Annotated in this window: 16 protein-coding genes; 11 read left to right on the top strand and 5 right to left on the bottom strand. The window is 68.8% G+C overall.

Going from position 1 to position 18,681, the window contains the following annotated elements:
* Positions 1 to 184: 184 nt before the first annotated feature.
* Positions 185 to 2,542 (top strand): hypothetical protein, encoded by a 2,358-nt coding sequence (locus tag JK358_RS28805; protein ID WP_201953760.1) that lies wholly within the window; start codon positions 185 to 187, stop codon positions 2,540 to 2,542.
* Positions 2,539 to 4,353: a dynamin family protein gene (locus JK358_RS28800; RefSeq protein ID WP_307817786.1), complete on the top strand. Its 1,815-nt coding sequence runs from the start codon at positions 2,539 to 2,541 to the stop codon at positions 4,351 to 4,353. Before JK358_RS28805 ends, JK358_RS28800 begins: the two co-directional genes overlap by 4 nt.
* Before the next feature lie 78 nt (positions 4,354 to 4,431).
* Here the strand turns inward: JK358_RS28800 and JK358_RS28795 are convergent, their stop codons facing one another.
* Positions 4,432 to 6,480, bottom strand: coding sequence for a glycoside hydrolase family 15 protein (locus JK358_RS28795; protein WP_201953757.1), 2,049 nt, complete (start codon positions 6,478 to 6,480; stop codon positions 4,432 to 4,434).
* A 65-nt stretch (positions 6,481 to 6,545) separates the two neighbouring features.
* On the opposite strand from JK358_RS28795, the gene JK358_RS28790 reads away from it, so the two are divergent.
* The gene (locus JK358_RS28790) at positions 6,546 to 6,782 is read left to right on the top strand and encodes a hypothetical protein (protein WP_307817785.1); all 237 of its coding nucleotides are present in this window, start codon (positions 6,546 to 6,548) and stop codon (positions 6,780 to 6,782) included.
* A gap of 126 nt (positions 6,783 to 6,908) precedes the next feature.
* Positions 6,909 to 7,157, top strand: a complete 249-nt coding sequence (locus JK358_RS28785) for a hypothetical protein (protein ID WP_201953754.1) — start codon at positions 6,909 to 6,911, stop codon at positions 7,155 to 7,157.
* 72 nt (positions 7,158 to 7,229) lie between these two features.
* Here the strand turns inward: JK358_RS28785 and JK358_RS28780 are convergent, their stop codons facing one another.
* Entirely contained in the window at positions 7,230 to 8,285 is a 1,056-nt protein-coding gene (locus tag JK358_RS28780; RefSeq protein WP_201953751.1) for a M48 family metallopeptidase, read from the bottom strand.
* Between the two features lie 81 nt (positions 8,286 to 8,366).
* On the opposite strand from JK358_RS28780, the gene JK358_RS40690 reads away from it, so the two are divergent.
* The 5 genes from JK358_RS40690 to JK358_RS28760 all read left to right on the top strand — a co-directional run bounded on the left by JK358_RS40690 (position 8,367) and on the right by JK358_RS28760 (position 12,429).
* The gene (locus tag JK358_RS40690) at positions 8,367 to 8,456 is read left to right on the top strand and encodes an Ms4533A family Cys-rich leader peptide (RefSeq protein WP_328601465.1); all 90 of its coding nucleotides are present in this window, start codon (positions 8,367 to 8,369) and stop codon (positions 8,454 to 8,456) included.
* A gap of 206 nt (positions 8,457 to 8,662) precedes the next feature.
* Entirely contained in the window at positions 8,663 to 9,706 is a 1,044-nt protein-coding gene (locus tag JK358_RS28775) for a sulfate ABC transporter substrate-binding protein (protein WP_201953748.1), read from the top strand.
* 109 nt (positions 9,707 to 9,815) lie between these two features.
* Entirely contained in the window at positions 9,816 to 10,631 is an 816-nt protein-coding gene (gene cysT, locus JK358_RS28770; RefSeq protein ID WP_201954379.1) for a sulfate ABC transporter permease subunit CysT, read from the top strand.
* On the top strand, positions 10,628 to 11,437 hold the full coding sequence (cysW, locus tag JK358_RS28765; RefSeq protein WP_201953745.1) for a sulfate ABC transporter permease subunit CysW: 810 nt from the start codon (positions 10,628 to 10,630) through the stop codon (positions 11,435 to 11,437). Before cysT ends, cysW begins: the two co-directional genes overlap by 4 nt.
* Positions 11,434 to 12,429, top strand: coding sequence for a sulfate/molybdate ABC transporter ATP-binding protein (locus JK358_RS28760; RefSeq protein WP_201953742.1), 996 nt, complete (start codon positions 11,434 to 11,436; stop codon positions 12,427 to 12,429). The genes cysW and JK358_RS28760 overlap by 4 nt, the downstream gene beginning before the upstream one ends.
* A gap of 76 nt (positions 12,430 to 12,505) precedes the next feature.
* Here JK358_RS28760 and JK358_RS28755 read toward each other — a convergent pair whose 3' ends face one another.
* Positions 12,506 to 13,318, bottom strand: a complete 813-nt coding sequence (locus JK358_RS28755) for a class I SAM-dependent methyltransferase (RefSeq protein WP_201953739.1) — start codon at positions 13,316 to 13,318, stop codon at positions 12,506 to 12,508.
* A 647-nt stretch (positions 13,319 to 13,965) separates the two neighbouring features.
* Here JK358_RS28755 and JK358_RS28750 point away from each other — a divergent pair.
* Positions 13,966 to 14,556 (top strand): TetR/AcrR family transcriptional regulator, encoded by a 591-nt coding sequence (locus tag JK358_RS28750; RefSeq protein ID WP_201953736.1) that lies wholly within the window; start codon positions 13,966 to 13,968, stop codon positions 14,554 to 14,556.
* A 66-nt stretch (positions 14,557 to 14,622) separates the two neighbouring features.
* Here JK358_RS28750 and JK358_RS28745 read toward each other — a convergent pair whose 3' ends face one another.
* A complete protein-coding gene (locus JK358_RS28745; RefSeq protein WP_201953732.1) occupies positions 14,623 to 15,759 on the bottom strand; it encodes a CobW family GTP-binding protein in 1,137 nt (378 codons plus the stop codon).
* Between the two features lie 128 nt (positions 15,760 to 15,887).
* Between JK358_RS28745 and JK358_RS40465 the strand changes: the two genes are divergently transcribed.
* Positions 15,888 to 17,720, top strand: a complete 1,833-nt coding sequence (locus JK358_RS40465) for a PucR family transcriptional regulator (protein WP_201953729.1) — start codon at positions 15,888 to 15,890, stop codon at positions 17,718 to 17,720.
* Here JK358_RS40465 and pucL read toward each other — a convergent pair.
* Complete coding sequence (pucL, locus tag JK358_RS28735) at positions 17,702 to 18,622, bottom strand: factor-independent urate hydroxylase (protein ID WP_201953726.1); 921 nt, start codon at positions 18,620 to 18,622, stop codon at positions 17,702 to 17,704. The two genes, JK358_RS40465 and pucL, sit on opposite strands and share 19 nt — an antisense overlap.
* Between the last annotated feature and the right edge of the window lie 59 nt (positions 18,623 to 18,681).

The raw sequence follows: 18,681 nt of genomic DNA, 5'->3' as shown, positions 1-18,681 counted from the left end.
AGCGGAAAACAGGGTCTTCCGTCTTGATATGCAGGGTGACAAGCTATGTGTCGCACCACTGTGCACACCGCTACTGACCTGGCGGATGTGACAGCCGGGATATCCGGAAATAAGGTGTGAAACAGACTTGATAACGGCGGCCCGCCTCGGCGAGCCGCCGCTCACCCGAGAGCGGAGCCTGTGCATGACGCGTGATCTGCCCTTCGACGACGAGGCCGAGGCGGGCGAATACGCGGAGGACACCGCATACCGCATCGCGAGCGGTGTCGCGCGCGTCGCGAGGGCAGGCGCGTATGTCACCGGCGGTGCGCTCATCGCCGCCAGCGGGAACAAGGGCGCCACTCCGGCCCTCGATCACGACAGCCGCAATGTCGGCTGGTCACAGGTGAACGATCCGGAACCCGACCTGCCCAGCCCCACCCTGGACTTCCCCGACCTCGCGCCCGGCGCCACCGCGCCCGGCCACAGCGGCATCTCGCCCGTCGGCGCGCCGCAGAGCTCGGACGACAACCACGAGTACGGCACCGACGCCGGATTCACCCTCGCCGCCTCCAGCTCCCCGTCGAGCGCGTACGGATTCCACGGACTCGGGCTGCCCGAGACCGACAGCGGCTACGAGCCCTCGCCCGTCGAGAGCGCGCCGGATGATTCGCACCTGTCGCTGTTCGACGCCGCCCCGGCGGTCGGGCTCGGGATCCCGGACATCCTCGATCTCACGCTCATGAACCCGGACTTCCTCCGGCCGCCCGGCGAAAGCGATCGCACCGAAATGCCTTCGCACGGAGGCGGTCCCGCGCCGGAGGCGGGCTCGCCCGGCAGCGGTTTCTTCTTCGCGGCCGATGTCGAGGTGAAGCTGCACGTCGGTCTCGACGGAATCTGGGTGTCCTCGCGTGCGGCAGCCGATATCGGCATCGACCGGCCACCGAATGTGGAACACGACCCGGACCCGAACTGGGGCGACTCGTTCGACCTCTTCGGCGACGACGGACTGTTCGGCGACGACGGACTGTTCGAGGACGACGGGCTGTTCGGCCATGACGGGCTCCTCGGCGACGACGGTCGCGCACCCCTCGCGGACAAGGCCGGTGCGGACCAGGCCACCGACAGCGGGAACGCCGTGAGCTCCGTTGCGGCGGTACGTGATACGTCGGGCAACCAGCGCGCCGCCGACGAGCCCTTCGACGCGCGGAACGCCTCGGGCGGGCACGCGAATTCCGGTGGTGCGTCTCATAACTCGGCCGGACACGCTGATTCCCCTGGTGCACAGGGTGGTTCGGGTGCGCCTTCGGCGGGCGGGACCGCTGGTCCGTCATCGATCGGTGCCTCGGGTCCCGGGACGGGTGCCCCCGGTGCCTCCGTCGGTGGGGTAGGTGCCTCCACCGGTGGTGCTGGTGCTTCTGCCGGTGGTGCTGGTGCTCCTGCCGGTGGCGTCGGCGCACCGGCCGGTGGTGTCGGCAGCGGCCCGTCGATCGGTGTGGGTGCTCCCGCCGGTGTCGCCGCGCCCGCGGTCGGGCCTGCCGCGCCGGTGGTCGCTCCCGCGGCTCCCGTGGCCGTCGCTCCCGCGGCCCCGGCCGCTCCCGCGGCATCCATCGCGCCCGTTGTCGTCGCGCCGGTGGCTCCGGCCGTGGTCGCGCCGGTCGCGCCCGTCGCCGTCGCGCAGCCGGTGGTGACCACTCCGCTGCAGACGACCATTCAGCCCGATGCGGCCCTGCATCCGGTCGCGAACGTCCTGACCGCGTACGGTCCCTCGCCGTTGACCGCGCCCGCCGCGGCCGCCCCGGCACTGTTCGACAGTGGCCGCCAGCCCGCGCTCGCCGCGAATCAGCCTGGGACGGGCGATAATCCGGCCTCGCTGATCTCGCAGCCGGTGCCGCTGAGCATCGCGCCGGGCGGCACCGTGCCGAGCGTCAGCGTGCCCTCGACCGGAGGTGGCGTCGGCCTGACCACCGCGCCGTCCATACCGCCGGTCACCAAGATTCCGGGGCTCGGCGATACCGGGCAGCCGAATATCACGCTGCCCGCGCTCACCACGCCGCCGGGCAATACGACCGGCGGCGGCAATACCGGAATCGGCGGGACGACCACACCCGGCAGCGGCCCTGTGACCGTGGATCCGGGCCCGAGCACCCGGCCGCAGACCGGCGACAACACGCACACCGGCGGACCGACGGTCACCGTGCCCCATACCGATGGCGGCCTGACCACTCCGCCGACGGTGAGCCACCCCGTGCAGCCGCCGGTCACCGTGCCCAGCAATGAGGTGGACGTGCCGACCGTGGTCGTACCGCCGACCCTGCCGTCGGTGCAGCAACCCGTGCCCACCCTGCAGGTGCCGCCCACGCAGAAGCCGATCGAGATCGTGCCCAAGCCGGTGAAACCCGTTGCGGACGTGACCGATTCGAGCGTGCACGCGCCGCTGGTCGATTCCGGCCTGTACCCGGCGCAGCACATCGGTCTCACCACGGGCCTCCTGCCGGACGCCGCGTTCGGCGACTCCCACCATCCGGTGCCCGGTTCGTACGACCACACGCTGCTGCTGTGAGCGATACGGAACGCCGTGTCGTGGTGAAGAATCCGGACGCGCTGGGTCCGCTGGTCGAGCTGCTCGACGAGCTGCTCGCGCTCACCCACACCGCCGGACGCACCGATCTGGCTCAGCGCCTGCAGATTTCGCGGGCGCGCGTCGCCGACCCACGGGTGCGGCTGGTCGTGCTGGGCGACTCCCGCAACGGTAAGAGCACGCTGGTGAACAGTCTGGTGGGCGCGCGGGTCAGCGCCACCGACAGTACTGTGAGCGTGCCCGTGATCGTCGAACACGGGCCGCTGCCCACGGCCACCCTGGTGCGCACGGCCGTCGGCGGTCAGGTGGAGCGCCAGCCGGTGGATCCGGGCAAGGTGCTCACCGAACTCGACGGCAGCACCGTGGTCCGGGCCGAATTCAGCCAGCCCAGCCCGCTGCTGGCGGAGGGCTTCGTGCTGCTGGACGCCCCCGGTTCCCCCACGGAGAATCCGGCGACCTGGTCGCTGCTGGCCGCCGCGGATGCCGTGCTGTACGTCGCGGATGCCCGGTCGCCGTTCTCGAACGCGCAGATCGAGACGCTGCAGCGGATCCAGCAGGTGTGCCCGACGGTCATCTGCGTGCTCAACAAGATCGACCAGTATCCGCAGTGGCCGCATGTGCAGCAGCGCGACCGGCAGCTGCTCGACGAAGCCGGGCTGGCCTTCGCCGTCGCCCCGGCCTCGGCGCGACTACACGAGGCCGCGCTCACCACCGGTGACCGGCAGCAGGATCTGGAATCCGGTGTGCCGCAACTGCTGGACCATCTGCGCGGCCATGTGCTGGGCCAGGCCGACACCGTCGCCGCCGAGGCCGCCGTCCGCGATATCCAGCTCATCACCGATCATCTGGCGCTCGCCCTGCGCACCGAGGCCGAGACGCTGCGGGACCCGCGCCGCTATATGGTCATCACCGAGCAGTTGCGCCGCACCCGCGAGGAAGCCGAGCAGCTGCGCGCCCGCACCTCCAACTGGCAGGTCGCGCTGGCCGACGGTTCCGGCGAACTGATGGCCGATACCGAACACGATCTGCGGCACCGGCTGCGCAGCCTCATCCGCGATGCCGAAGCCGACATCATGAAGAAGGATCCGGCCAAGGGCTGGGCGGATTTCGGCGCCGATCTGGATGCCAAGATCTGCGAGGCGGTGGAGGAGAACTTCGTCATCGCGCACTACCGGTCGGTGGAGCTGGCCGAGCAGGTGGCGGCCAAGTTCCCGGACAGCGGCGTGCCGACTCCGGAACTGCGCCTTGCCAATCCGGGTGATGTGGGGGAGGTGCTGGAGCCGGTCGCCTCACTGGATTCGCTGATCAGCGCCGAGACCCGGGTCACCGATCAGGCGCTCACCACGGTGCGCGGATCCTACGGCGGCATTCTGATGGTCGGCCTGGCCACCAGCGCCGCGGGGATGTCGCTGGTGAACTGGTATTCCGGCGCGGCCGGCATCCTGCTCGGCGTGCACGCGCTGTGGGAGGACCGCCGCTCGCGCAAGCAGCGGCGGCAGGCCGAGGCCAAGGTGGCCGTCGCGCGGCTCATGGACGATGTGATCTTCCAGGTCAGCAAGGAATCCCGGTTCCGGTTGCGGGCCGTGCAGCGTGATCTGCGCGATCACTTCACCGAGATCGCCAATCACACGCTGCGTTCGGTCGACGCCTCGCTGCGGGCGGCCGAGGAAGCCGCCGTGGTGCACTCCGGTCAGGGGCGCGAACAACGCCTGACCGAGATCGAACGCACCCTCGTCCGCATTCGCGAGCTCCGCGAACGGGCCGACACCTACGGCGAGAACCGTTCGTACTGAAGCGACTCAGGACAAACGCACTCCGCCCGCGCCTACCTGCGCGGGCGGAGTGCGTAAATCCCTTGTCGCCGAGGCGATTCAGCGTTCGGGGTGGGCCGGGGCGAACTGACCGGCGTTGTGGGTCTCCTCGGCGCGGATGACGTGCATGACGGCATTGATGAGCGCCAGGTGGGTGAAGGCCTGGGGGAAGTTGCCCAGGTGGCGTCCGGTCGAGGTGTCGATCTCCTCGGCGTAGAGCTTGAGCGGGCTGGCGTAGCCGAGCAGGCGTTCGCAGAGTTGGCGGGCGCGCGGGAGTTCCCCGATCTCGACGAGTGCCGACACCAGCCAGAACGAGCAGATGGTGAACGAGCCCTCCTCGCCGCTGAGGCCGTCGTCGGTCTCGTCGGTGCGGTAGCGCAGCACCAGCCCGTTCTCGGTGAGCTCGTCGGCGATGGCGAGCACGGTGGCGCGCACCCGGTGGTCGGTGGGCGGCAGGAAGCGGTTCAGCACCACCAGCAGTAGGGAGGCGTCCAGCGAATCGCTGCCGTAGGACTGGGTGAACACGCCGCGCGAGTCCACGCCGTTGTCGAGGATGTCGGCGCGGATCTCGTCGGCGATGTCGTGCCATTTCTTGGCGTAGTCGTATTCCCCGTGCAGCTCGGCCAGTTTCGCGCCGCGATCCAGCGCCACCCAGCACATCACCTTGGAGGAGGTGAAGTGCTTGGGCTCGCCGCGCACCTCCCAGATGCCGCGATCGGGCTTGCGCCAGTTCTCGATCGCCGCCTGCACCTGTCGTTCGAGCATGGGCCACAACGTTTCCGGGACCTGCCGTCGCGATTTCACGTGCAGGTACACCGAATCCAGCAGCGTGCCCCAGATATCGTGCTGCTGTTGCTCGTACGCGCCGTTGCCGATGCGCACCGGTCGCGCCCCGTCGTAGCCGGACAGGTGCGGCAGTTCGCTCTCGGTGAGTTCGCGTTCGCCGTCGATGCCGTAGAGCACCTGCAGCGGAACGGGTTTCCCGTCGTCGCCCTTGCAGACGTCGTGCAGGAAGGCGAAGAAGTCGTCGGCCTCCTGATCCAGGCCGAGCGTGTACAGCCCCCACAGCGCGAACGTGGAGTCCCGTACCCACGTGTAGCGGTAGTCCCAGTTGCGTTCTCCGCCAGGGGTTTCCGGCAGCGAGGTGGTGGCCGCGGCGAGGAGTGCTCCGGTGGGCGCGTAGGTGAGCCCCTTCAGCGTGAGCGCACTGCGCTGCAGATATCCGCGCCACGGATGATCGGGGAAGCGCCCCAGCGTGATCCACTGCCGCCAGCATTCGGTGGTGGACCACATCTTCTGCGCGGCCTCCTCGAAGGTGCGCGGCGGCGGCAGTTCCGACCAGGACAGCGCCACGAAGCAGACCTCGCCCTCCTCCATACGGGTGCGCGCACGGGCCTCGCGGCCCTCCAGGCCCAGGCGCAGGTCCGTGGTGAGGGTCAGGGTGGGGGAGTCGTCGCTACCGCGTGCCACGGCCTGCTCGTACACCTCGCCGGTGTACTCCCAGTTGGCGGGTTCGCGGTGGTAGTCGAAGGCCGGTTCGCAGCTCATCTCCAGATTGACCACGCCGTTCACACAGCGCACGGTGCGCAGCAGCATGTGCTCGGCGTCCCAGTCCATGGGGGTGCGGCGGTGGCTGTTGCTGCGGCGGTCGTTGTTGTGCCAGGGCCCCATGACCAGGGCGTCCCGGACGATGATCCAGCCGGTTTCGGTCTGCCAGGTGGTTTCCACGATGAGGCCGCCGGGCAGATAGCGCCGCGCGGCGGGCACATTGCGGCCCACGGGACCGATGCGGAAGTGCCCGGCGCTGCGATCCAGCATGGCCCCGAAGACGCTGGGGGAATCGGGCCGGGGCAGGCACAGCCATTCCACCGAGCCGTTGCGGGCGATGAGGCAGTTGGTCTCGCAGTCGGAGAGGAAGGCGTAGTCGTCGATGGGCGGGAACGGCGAATGCCGGGTGCTGCCCGCGGTGGTCGGCAGATAGCCGTCGGAGAGCTGGGCGTCCGGCCGGTCGTCCGGATCGCGTGGTGTGTCGATGGTGATGGGGTCGAGGCTGTCGCCGTCACCATCCAGCGGTCTTACATTGGACTCCGGTTCGTCGAAAGACTGCATCCATTCATGATGTGTCCAGTCGGCCCGAATCGTCCACCATCGGTCCGGCGGCCTAGGCTGGTGTCGTGCAACGAATTGCTGGATGGTGGGACGGCGTCGAACTGTGGGTTGCCGGCCTGCCCTTCGTCCCCCAGTTCGCCGTGGTGCTGGCCGCCATGGTGCCGGTGTGCTTCGGTCTCGCCTACGTGCTGGATCGGGTTCTGCGTATCGCCCTGCACCTGCTGGGCAGGGATCGCGCGGTCGCTCGCGAAGTGGCCGCCCCCGTCGCGCAATCACCCCGTATCCGGAAGGAAGCCGCCTGATGCCCCGCTCACGTGTCCAGCTTGCCCTGATTGCCTTGCTTGTTCTCGTGATCGTCGCCTGGTTGTTCACGCGCTGACCGGGTTTCGGTACCCCGACGGCGAACTCTCCGCGTACGCTGCTGCCCCATGACTACCGATGAAGGTCTGGATCTCGAGCTGCTCGCCGAAGAGGAGTTCGACGAAGAGCCCCGCCTGATCGCCACCCACCTGTGCGGTCCCGAGGAAGCCGTCGACATGGTCAAGGCAGCCCAGCTGCTCGGCCTCGGCGTCCGCCTCACCAACCGTATTCGCCCCGATGACGAGGACGCCGAATCCGCCACCGAGGAGTGGGTCCTCGACCTCCTCGAGAGCCCCCCGGTCGTCGAAGAGGACTGAGACGCAACTCACGCCGAGGGTTCCGGAGGTTCGCCTCCGGAACCCTCGGCGTTTCCTGCTACCGCAGCGGAGTCAGTTGGTCTCGCCCTTGCGCCATTCGTCGAATCGTTTGCCGATCTTGGAGACCGTCTCGGTGACCTCCTGGCCGACGGTGTTCACCGCGGAGCCGACATCGCGGCCGAGGTTGCGGACGGTGCGGATCAGCGGATCCTCGGACTGGTCGAAGGTTTCGCGGTAGGCGCGCGCGGCCTCCTTGACCTGATCGCTGATTCGCGCGTCCTTATCCGAATCCCGGTGCGGGTATTGGCCGTTGAGGATGCGGTCGTACTCGCCGCTCGCGATCCAGCGGCGCAGTTCGGCGGCGCGCAGCACCGAGAACGGGTGGGTCTGCAGTTCCAGATTGAGCAGTTTGAGCACGCCGTCGCGCAGGTCGCCGGACTTGTCGTAGTCGTCGGCCTGCTGCAGGAACGCGGCGTGCGACATCTCGTCCACCCGGGAACCGCCCGCCAGCTTCATGTGCACGCGCACCGAGGCGTCCACGTCCTGCCCGGCCAGCAGTCCGGCGCGATCCGCGGAGAGCTCGGACTTGCGGCTCCACTCCATGAGCGCGGCGACGATGGCGCGAACCGCCCAGCCGCCCACCGGCATCCACCCGATGCCGGCGGCCAGCCGCAGCAGATGCATGAGCATGGTGCGGTAGACGGCGTGCCCGGAGAGCGCGTGCCCGACCTCATGGCCGACGACGAAGCGCAGTTCCTCGTGGTCGAGCAGGTCCAGCAGCCCGGTGGTGAGCACGATGAACGGCTGATCCATGCCGATGGTGAAGGCGTTGGCCTTCGGATCCTGGATGACGAACATCTCGGGCGTGGTGCGCGCGTCCAGGATCTTGACCGCGTCCTGGCGCAGGTGGTGCACGGTGGCGAACTGGCGTTCGTCCACGCGCACCGCGGTGGCGAGATAGAGCAGCCGGTGCTGGCGTTCGGCGAGCAGGCCGGACAGCACCCGCAGCAGCGTGTCGAATCCGCTCAGCGACCGCAGCGTCACCAGGGCGGTGCGGTCGGCCGGATGCTCCCAGGCGCGGGTGGAGATGCCCGGAAACTCACGGCGGATTCTGGCGGGACTTGTCATTGATTTCCCCCGGGTCTCGATACGGTGTTTCGGTTCACGATGATTCGCGGCGTCTCTCTCCGCTCTGCTACAGTCTGCCGCGTGTCGTCGAGTGTTGTACCCCAGGTCCGCCATGAATTGGCGTTGATCGCTGTGGGCTGCCTCGCGGTCGCGGACATTCACTGTCGTTGATTCGAACCGGGCACTGCTGCACGTCCCTCTCTCAGTAGACTGGCGCGCGCACCTTTTCGCAGTTTTGCCCGTTCCCCAGGCCGGCCTCCGGGTCGCGAGCGCCACCGCCACGTGATCGCCACGCGGCGGGTTCTACGGCAGTCCCCCGATTTTCCGCCGGTCCGGTACACGACTCACCCGGCGGGCAGCAGGAAAGGTCCACTCCCATGTCGCGTAGTACCCGGCTCTCCCGCCGATCTCTCGCTGTCGCCCTGACCGCTGTCGCGGCCACCGTGCTGACCGCGTGCAGCGGCGGCGCCAGCGACTCCACCGACGGCGAGCACGGCGCCGACGGCTCCGGCGGCACCATCAACCTCTACGCCTACGCGGTCCCGAAGCCGGGCTTCGACAAGGTGGTCCCCGAGTTCAACAAGACCGAAGCCGGCAAAGGGGTGGCGGTCCAGCAGTCCTACGGCGCCTCGGGAGATCAGTCCCGCAAGGTGAAGGACGGCGCGGAGGCCGACATCGTCAACTTCTCCGTCGAGCCCGACATCACCCGCCTGGTCGACGCCGGTCTGGTGGACGCGAGCTGGAATGCCGGTCCGGACAAGGGAATTCCCTTCGGCTCGGTGGTGACCATCGTGGTCCGCAAGGGCAACCCGAAGGGCATCAAGGACTGGGACGACCTGCTGAAGCCGGGTATCGAGGTCGTCACCCCGAACCCGTTCTCCTCGGGTTCGGCCAAGTGGAACCTGCTGGCCCCGTACGCCGCCAAGTCCGAGGGCGGCAAGAACCCGCAGGCCGGTCTGGACTACCTGAGCCAGCTCATCTCGCCCGAGCACGTGAAGGTGCAGCCGAAGTCCGGTCGCGAGGCCACCGAGACCTTCCTGCAGGGCACCGGTGACGTGCTGCTGAGCTACGAGAACGAGGCCATCTTCTCCGAGCGCAACGGCGACCCGATCGAGCACATCAACCCGCCGGTCACCTTCAAGATCGAGAACCCGGTCGCGGTGCTGAAGAACGCCAAGAACGCGCCGAAGGCGCAGGCCTTCCGCGACTTCCTGTTCACCCCCGAGGGCCAGCAGGCGTGGGCGCAGGCCGGCTTCCGCCCGGTCGATCCGGCCGTCGCGGCGCAGTTCGCCAAGGACTTCCCGACCCCGGTCACGCTGTACACGATCGCCGATCTGGGCGGCTGGAAGACCGTCGACAAGGAACTGTTCGCGCAGGGCACCGGCTCGGTCGCACAGATCTACGACAAGGCGACCAAGTAATCGGTGACCTGGGACACAAGCGATACTCGATACCGTGAGTGACAGCAGCAACGCCGGGATCGTCACAGATCCCGGCGTTTCGGTAGACAAGAAACCCGGGAAGCGGGGCCTGGACTGGTCCTGGCTGCGGGTGACCGGGTCGGTGGGCCCGCTCGGCCTCGCGACGGTGGTGCTCTGGCTCAGCATCATGGTGCTGCTGCCGCTGGCGGCGCTGACCTACAACTCCTTCGAAGACGGCTGGTCCGGCTTCTGGGACGCGGTCACCGCCCCCGCCGCCCTGGATTCACTGCGCGTGACCGTCTTCGTGTCGGTCGTCGTCGCCGTGATCAACGTGTTCATGGGCACGCTGATCGCCTGGGTGCTGGTGCGCGACGAGTTCCCCGGCAAGGGAATCGTCAACGCGCTCATCGATCTTCCGTTCGCCCTGCCGACCATCGTGGCCAGCATCGTGCTGCTGTCGCTGTACGGTCCGCAGTCGCCGATCGACATCCATCTCAATGCCACCCAGCCCGGTCTGGTGGTGGCGCTGGCCTTCGTGACGCTGCCGTTCGTGGTGCGTTCGGTGCAGCCGGTGCTCATCGAGGTGGACAAGGAGGTGGAGCAGGCGGCCGCGTCGCTGGGCGCGGACAACTGGACCACCTTCCGGCGCATCATCCTGCCGACGCTGGCCCCGGCCATCATCTCCGGCGGCGGGCTCGCCTTCGCGCGCGCCATCGGCGAATACGGCTCGGTGGTGCTCATCGGCGGCAACATCCCCAAAGAGACGCAGATGGCGTCGCAGTACATCCAGCAGCAGATCGAGGTGGATCGCCCGGTGAACGCGGCGGCGGTTTCGGTTGCGCTGCTGGCGATCTCGTTCCTGTCGCTGCTGGTGCTGCGGCTGTTCGCGGATCGTTTGTCCCGGAAGGAGCAGGAGTCGCGATGAAACTCGCTCCGTGGACCCGGCTTTCGCTGCGCACCGTCGCCCTCGCCTATCTGGGTGTGCTGCTGGTGCTGCCGCTGGTCATCATTCTGTGGCGCACTTTCGAACGCGGGATCGGGGCGTTCATCGACTCCATCACCACGCCCGCGGCGCAGTCGGCGTTCCAGCTGTCGCTGCTCATCGTGGCGATCGTGGTGCCGGTGAACGTCATCTTCGGCATTCTCACCGCGCTGGCGCTGGTGCGCGGAAAGTTCCCGGGCCGCAACCTGGTTCAGGGTTTCGTGGATCTGCCGTTCGCGGTTTCGCCTGTGGTGGTGGGTGTTTCGCTCATCCTGCTGTGGGGTGCGGGCGGCTGGTTCGGCGGGCTGGAGTCCTCCGGCTTCAAGGTCATCTTCGCGTTGCCGGGCATGATCATCGCGACCATCTTCGTGACGCTGCCGTTCGTGGTGCGTGAGGTGGAACCGGTGCTGCACGAGATCGGCGACGATCAGGAACAGGCCGCCGCCACGCTCGGCGCCTCGCGCTGGCAGACGTTCTGGCGCATCACGCTTCCCGCCATCCGGTGGGGTCTCACCTACGGCATCGTGCTCACCGTGGCGCGCGCCCTCGGTGAATTCGGTGCGGTGATCATGGTGTCCACCGCCCTGCCCGGCAAGTCGCAGACGCTGACCCTGCTGGTGCACGGCCGGTACATCAACGACCACAACACTTTCGGCGCGTACTGCGCGGCGACGCTGCTCATGGGCATCGCCCTCGTCGTCCTCCTCCTGATGACCCTCCTCGAACGCAAGCGGGGCACTGCCAAATGATCACCGTGACCAATGCGAACAAGAACTACGGTTCGTTCGCCGCTCTCGACAACGTCAGCATCGACATTCCGTCGGGCGAGCTGACCGCGCTGCTGGGGCCGTCCGGTTCGGGCAAGTCCACACTGCTGCGCTCGATCGCGGGCCTGGAGTCGCTGGACTCCGGCATCGTGACCATCGCCGACCGTGACGTCACCAGGGTGCCGCCGCAGAAGCGCGATATCGGCTTCGTGTTCCAGCACTACGCGGCGTTCAAGCACATGACCGTGCGCGACAACGTGGCGTTCGGCCTGCAGATCCGCAAGCGGCCCAAGCCCGAGATCAAGAAGCGGGTGGACGAGCTGCTCGAGATCGTCGGCCTGGACGGTTTCCAGCACCGGTACCCGGCGCAGCTGTCGGGCGGTCAGCGGCAGCGCATGGCGCTGGCTCGCGCGCTGGCCGTGGACCCGCAGGTGCTGCTGCTCGACGAGCCGTTCGGCGCGCTCGACGCCAAGGTGCGCACCGATCTGCGCAAGTGGCTGCGCCGCCTGCACGACGAGGTGCACGTCACCACCGTCCTGGTCACCCACGATCAGGAGGAGGCCCTGGACGTGGCCGACAAGATCGCCGTCATGAACAAGGGCCGCATCGAGCAGGTCGGCACCCCGGCGGATGTCTACGACAAGCCCGCCAACGAATTCGTCATGTCCTTCCTCGGCGATGTCGCCAAGCTCAACGGACATCTGGTGCGCCCGCACGACATTCGCGTCGGCCGCGATCCCAGCATGGCCCTCGCCAAGCATGAGGGCACGGCCGCCTCGGCGGGCGTCACCCGCGCCACCGTCGAGCGCGTCGTCCACCTCGGCTTCGAGGTGCGCGTCGAACTGAAGAACGCCGCCACCGGCGACCTCTTCACCGCCCAGGTCACCCGTGGCGACGCCGAAGCCCTCCACTTGGCCTCCGGCGAAACGGTTTTCGTGCGCGCCACCCGCATCCCGGATCTGCCGACCGCGTAATCGGCTGTCCGGCCGCGACATCGGCACAGAGCGGCGGAACCCACCCTGGAAAGGGTTCGGGTTCCGCCGCTTTCGTCTATGCGCGGACGGCGGTCACCACCACGGTGCGGCCTCGCATGAGGAACTCGCCACCCATCTCATCGATGGCCGTCGCGGCAGTGGTGAGTATCTCGTTCAGCGCGGGCGCGGGCAGCCGGGTGTGCAGACCCTGCGTGGGCAGCAGGTCCACGTACTCGTCGCGGCTGTAGCGGCGCTCGTAGGGAATGCTCCACACCTCCGGTTCACTGAATCCGCCACCCCGCCGGATCCCCTCGGAAGCCTTGTCGCCCAGCGTCGAATAGGCGTCCTCGGTGGAGTGCAGCCGGTTGACGGGCGCATCGGGCAGCAGTCGGCGATAGATCTCGCGCAGCGGCTCGGTCACCGCTGCCGGCGGCTGATCCGAATTCCAGAACAGCGCCAGCCGTCCACCGAGGCGCAGCGAGTGCGCGGCCTTCCGCGTGCCCGCGACGGGCTCGATCCAATGCCACGCCTGCCCGGCCGTGACAACGTCGAACCGCCGCTCACCCGGCTCCCAGGTCTCGAAGGCACAAACCTCCACCGCCACGCCCCGCCTGCGGGCGAATTCCGCCATGCGCGAATCGGGTTCGACGCCGAGAACCGCACACCCGGCCCGCTGGAACTGCCGCGCGGCGATCCCGGTTCCACACCCGACATCGAGGATCTCGCGGCCGGGGCTCGCCGCGATGATCCGCTCCACCATGGCCTCCGGATACCGCGGCCGAGTCCGGTCGTAGCGTCCGGCGTCCACCCCGAAGGATTCGGCCATCCGCCTGGCCGCGTGCGGATCATCAGGGTTGCCGGGCCGACCACCCGAAGCTGAAATGGGCATGCGCCCACCATAATGGGCATATGCCCACTCTGCAATGGACGGACATTTCCGAAGGTGGGCGCCCGCTCGCACCAGACGACCTCACGCGGGAGGTAGGTGGGCGCTCATCCCCAACGGATGGGCGTGAGTCGCGCACCCGCGATCAAACGGGCACGGGTGCGGGGGTGGCCGGCGCGCATGCGTCCCCCGGTGGGGGCGGTGGGTGGGCGCTCACCCATGACGAACGGGCGCGTGTGCGGGAGGTGGCGCGCTCGCTTGCGCCGGGCGAACTCGCGCAGGAGGTAGGTGGGCGCTCACCCATGATGAAGGGGCGCGTGCGCGAAGTGATCGGATACTCACACGTACCGGGGTGGGGTGGACGTGGCGATGGGTGGGCGCTTACTCATTCCGGGCCGATGGCGGGTGGGTTCGTGCTGGCCGATCCGGTGCGTGCTCGGCCGGTCGCGCGGCCGGGTGGAGATCATCGGTGGGGTGGGGGTTGGCGGCGGGTGGCTGATCACGCGTTGTGGGCGTGTGGTCGCCCGGGTGGATGTCTGTGCGAGCGTGCGGGTCGGGGTGAGTGGGCGGGGGGAGTGGTGTTGCGCGATGCTGATACCCGGCACGTCGCTGTCGGCGTGCGAGGAACTACGAGAGATCGGGAGTGCGGAGTGCCGACAGGTGTGGCGATCCGGGATCCGCGGCAGCAGCTGTTCGACGCGGCTGAGCGAATTCTGCTGCGGGATGGGCCGAGTGCGCTCACCAGCCGGGCGGTGACCACCGAGGCGGGGTGCGCGAAAGGCGTGCTGCATCGGCATTTCACCGATTTCGACGACTTTCTGGCGGAGCTGGTGCGCGACCGCATTGCGCAGGTCGACGACCTCGCGGCCACACTGAAGGAATCCGCCGGGGCGGGAACGGTTCTCGGCAATCTCACCGCGGCGCTCAACTCGGTGTTCGACGGTGTCGCGGTGGCGGTGGTCGGGCTCGTCATCTTCCGGGACGAGCTGCGCACGCGGCTGCGGGTGGACCGGCCCACCGGTATTCCGCTCATGACCGAGATGGCGGCCATGATCGCCGGTTATCTGGAGGCCGAGCGCGCGGTCGGCCGGGTCGCCGCCGATGCCGAGGTGGAGGTGCTCGCGCCGACGCTGATCGGTGCGGCACACCTGTTGTTCGCGGACCGCGGCGCGCCCGCCCCGGACAAGGCGGCCGTGCGCGGTGTGGTGGTCACCGTGGTCGGGAATTCCCTGTCGCAGTGAGCCGATCGGCGTGAGCGGCCTGCCCGCGGTGTGTGGCGACCAGGTTCGCGGCGGCCGCCGATCCGGTCAACCGCGCACGTCGTCCAGGGGCTGCGCGGCTGCTTCGACGTAGCGCCAGACCGGCAGGAGCTCCTGGTCGTCCAGCGGTTCGGGGTCGGTGTGCACGGTGGCGCGCAGGCGTTCCAGGGCGATCTCGGTGTCCAGGCCCGCGCCGATGAGCACCAGGTTGCTGGCGCGGGGTTCGTGGCGCGGCCACGGCACCGGTTCCACCACAATGTGGCGGCCGACCAGGTGCAGCACGAACTTTCGCTGATCGTCGGGGGTGGCGAAGGCGAGCGTGCCCTTGGCGCGGAACAGGCCGGGCGGGGGATCCTCGAAGACGGCGATGAGGGCACGCGGGTCGAGGTCGGTATCGCTGGTGAAGGACAGGCTCTCGTAGTCGTCGTGCAGATGCCGGTGGCCGCAGTGCGCGTCGTGGTGGCCGTGCGCGTCCGAGTCGTCGTGCCCGTCGCAGTCGGCGTGGCTGCCGTGCTCATCCGCATCGAGCTCGGCGTACAGCAGTTCGTCGAAGCTGAGCTGTTCTCCCACACCGGGTTTGCGTGCTTTGCGATGCGGGGCGTCGAACAGCAGTCCCGGATCGATCCGTCCCTGCGTGGTCGCGTACACCGGTGCGGGGTCGGCGATCGCGCCGATCTCGTCGCGCAGGGCCCGCAGCGCCTCGGGCGTGACCCGGTCGGCCTTGTTCACCACCACCAGATCGGCCATCCGCAGATGCGCGACGAGTTCCGGATGCTGGGCCCGGCTCTGCGCGAAGTGTTCGGCGTCGACGAGTTCGATCAGCCCGCCGTAGGTGATCCGCCGGTTCTCGCTGTTCACGATCATCCGGATCAGATTGCGCGGCTCCGCCAGCCCGCTGGACTCCACCACGATCACATCGATCTTGGCCTTGGGCTGCGCGAGTTGATCGAACAGCGCGTCGAGCTCGTCCACATCGACCGCGCAGCACACGCATCCGTTGCCCAGCGACACCATGGCATCCACCTGCCCGGCCACCAGCATGGCGTCGATGTTCACGGCCCCGAAGTCGTTGACCACCACCCCGATCCGGATCCCGCGATTGTTCCGCAGCAGGTGATTGAGCAGCGTCGTCTTCCCCGCACCCAGAAACCCCGCGACCACCAGAACAGGAATCCGCCGACCCATTGGACCCACCCTACCGATCCGCTCGCCTGCCATCGCAGTCGGTGTGAGCTGCCCGCAGCATCACCGAAACGCCCCGGAAATACCCGCCTCCTACGGTTTCCGGCAGTAGAACCGATGGGAGGCGTGCCGTGCGCGTGCGCGACATTCTCGAGGCGCCCCGGTTGCGCATGCGACTGCTGCACGGGGACACGGCGGCACTGGACCGCCCGGTGGCGCGCGTCTGCGCCACCGATATGCCCGACCCACGTCCCTTCGTCACCGCCGGCGCGCTGGTCTGCACCGGCCTGGTGTGGCGGCGCGCGTCCGCCGACTCCGACCGCTACATCGGCCTGCTCGCCGGAGCCGGGGTGGCCGGTGTCGTCGCGGGGCAGGCCCTGCACGGCCATGTCCCCGACGATGTGGTCGCGGCCTGTGCGCGCCACGATCTCCCGCTGCTGTCCGCCCCGCAGAGTGTGCCCTTCAGCCGCCTCATCGAATACCTGGCCGAGCGTTCCGCCGACGAACGCTGGCAGCGGGTGCGCTCCGGCCTGGAGCGCCAGCGCCGCCTGCTGGCCGCCTTCGCGGCGGGGGCCGACCTGCCCGGCCTGCTCGCGGATATCGCTGTGGAACAGGAGATCTCGGCCTGGATCCTGACCTCGACGGGTCGCGTCCTCGCGGGCACGCAGCCGCTCTCGGAGGCCGAGATCGACCGCCTCGTCACCGCCGCCGTGACCGCACCGCGCCTGCCCACGGTCACCGACGGCGCGATCCGCATCCTGCAGATCGGCACCGGCGACCGAATCACCGCCTGGTATCTGGCGATCCGCCCGGTCGCCGCCGAACCGGAACCCTTCGGCGCGGACCTCGCCGCGGTGGCCGAGCTGTACCGGCAGCGCGCGGCGGACCGCCTGCGGCTGGATTGGGAACTCGCCGACCGTTTTCCGGCCGTCACCGACGAGTGGGCCGCCGGTGAACCAGTGGTCGCGATCGTCTGCGAGGTCCGGCGCGACAGCGGGCCGACCCCGTGGCTCGAGGGCGAGCCCGCTGCGCGGTACGAAGGCGTCGATTCGCCCACCCGGCACAGCGCCGCCCCGCTCGCGGCGATCCGCGCAGCTTTGTCCGACGCACTCCATGGGATTACCGCAATCGTCCCGGACGATGCTTCTCCGACCGGGCAGAGCGGCCACGAAATCACCTGGGCCGCAGCCTTGGCCGAGTCTGCCACGGTCGTTCCGCACACGCCGGCCACCGCTGTTTCGCCTGCTCCCGGTATAGCGACCTCGGTTGCGGCGGGCAGCGTCAAGTCTGCTGGGCCGGACACCACAGCGCTTGCGGCGCTTGGCTTCTCATCCGCTGCGACAGGCGGCGCGACGCCCACCGCAGGCGATTCCTCAGGTGCCGGGGCTGCGGTCGTCGCTTCGGTGTCCACCCTCCTGGACGTCGAAGGCCGCATCGTCGCTCTTGCCCGGGGGACCCATCAGAGGATCGCCGAGCAGATTCGCCGTCGGCTCGAGCGACTTGCGCCCGCGCTCAACGGGACTCGACTAGCGATCGGGGTCGGTGAGCGACGGCGTGGTGAGCACCTGTCGGGAGCGGTGGCTGCCGCGCGGGCGGCCGCCGTCGCGGCGCGGGACGCGGAGGACACCGTCAGTATGCGAGTGGCCGAAATCGATTCGGCCGTGGGGCTTTTCACGGCGGTGCCGGGCGGGTTGCAGCGGCGGTTCGCGGAGCGAGTGCTCGGGCCGGTGCTGGACTACGACCTGCGCACGGGTGGCGGGCTGTTGGAGACGCTGGAGGTGTTCCTCGGGTGTGAGGGGTCCTGGCGGCAGGCGGCGGAGCGAATGCACCTGCATCTCAATACTGTTCGCTATCGGATCGGACGGGTCGAGGAACTCACCGGCCGGGATCTCGGGCGGCTCGACGACCGGCTCGACCTGTACCTGGCAGTGCACACCCTGGCGGGTCAGACCGCGCCGGTGTAGGGGTCCCAGGCGATTCCCGCGTCGGGGGCGTCCTCGCGCTGCACGGTCGCCTGGATGAGCCCGTAGGGGCGGTCGGCGGCGTGGAAGACCTCATTGTTGTTCTCGATGCCGAAACGGCCCAGGTCGTAGGCGAAGTGGTGTTTGTTGGGGGCGGAGAGGCGGATTTCGGCGAGGCAGGGGTAGGCCTCCAACGCGGCGCGGCCCATCTCGAAGAGGGTCTGCTGCAAGGCTTTCGAGTGCAGGGTGGCGAAGGTGGCGATCATGGTCGCGCGGATGCCGGTGTAGGCGGCATCCCAGTCGGCGGGCGGGGTGGCGAAGCGCCAGCGGGCGACCAGACTGGTGGCGAGGATGCGATCCTGGGCGGGTTCGAGGACGGTGTATTCGTCGGTCAGGAAGCCGGCGAATTCGGAGCCGGTGGATTTGAGGATCACCAGATCCTTGACGCCGCCGATCACCCACTCCCGGCGGCCGGAACCGGTGCCCCGCACGGTGATCGCGGCGGTCCGCACCTCCGGGCCGACCCGCGTCCAGGAGTGGTCATGGCCCACCCCGTCGACCGGAACCCGTTGCCACGCATACTCTTCGATCTCGATGCGCGCCGAGTCCACCGGTGCGATGTCGTCGACGAAATGCCGGGCCAGCGCCAGCCCGTAATCCTCGATACTGCCGTCGCCGTGCAGTGTGGCGTACGCGTAGGCGGTCTGCTTCTGCGTATCGGTGGGCAGCACCGCGTGCTGGTCGCCGATGGTGTGCGCGTCGTCGAAAGCTCCACGCAGACACGACGATACGTTCAGATCCCGGATCTCGTGCCGGTCGGTGTCGCGGTAGACGCGCACCACCCGGTTCTCGGCCTTGCCGTACTGGTTCGGGCCGAGCACGATCTTGCCGCTGGTTTCGGTCATGGTCGCCTCCCGTGGTCGAGGAACACTGTGCCCCACTGTGGCGCACCCGCGCCGCCGCA

The sequence above is a fragment of the Nocardia acididurans genome, assembly GCF_016741815.1.
GTDB classification, from domain to species: Bacteria; Actinomycetota; Actinomycetes; order Mycobacteriales; family Mycobacteriaceae; genus Nocardia; species Nocardia acididurans.
Note: the sequence above shows the minus strand (reverse complement) of the source record. Positions and strands in the feature narration are given on the sequence as shown.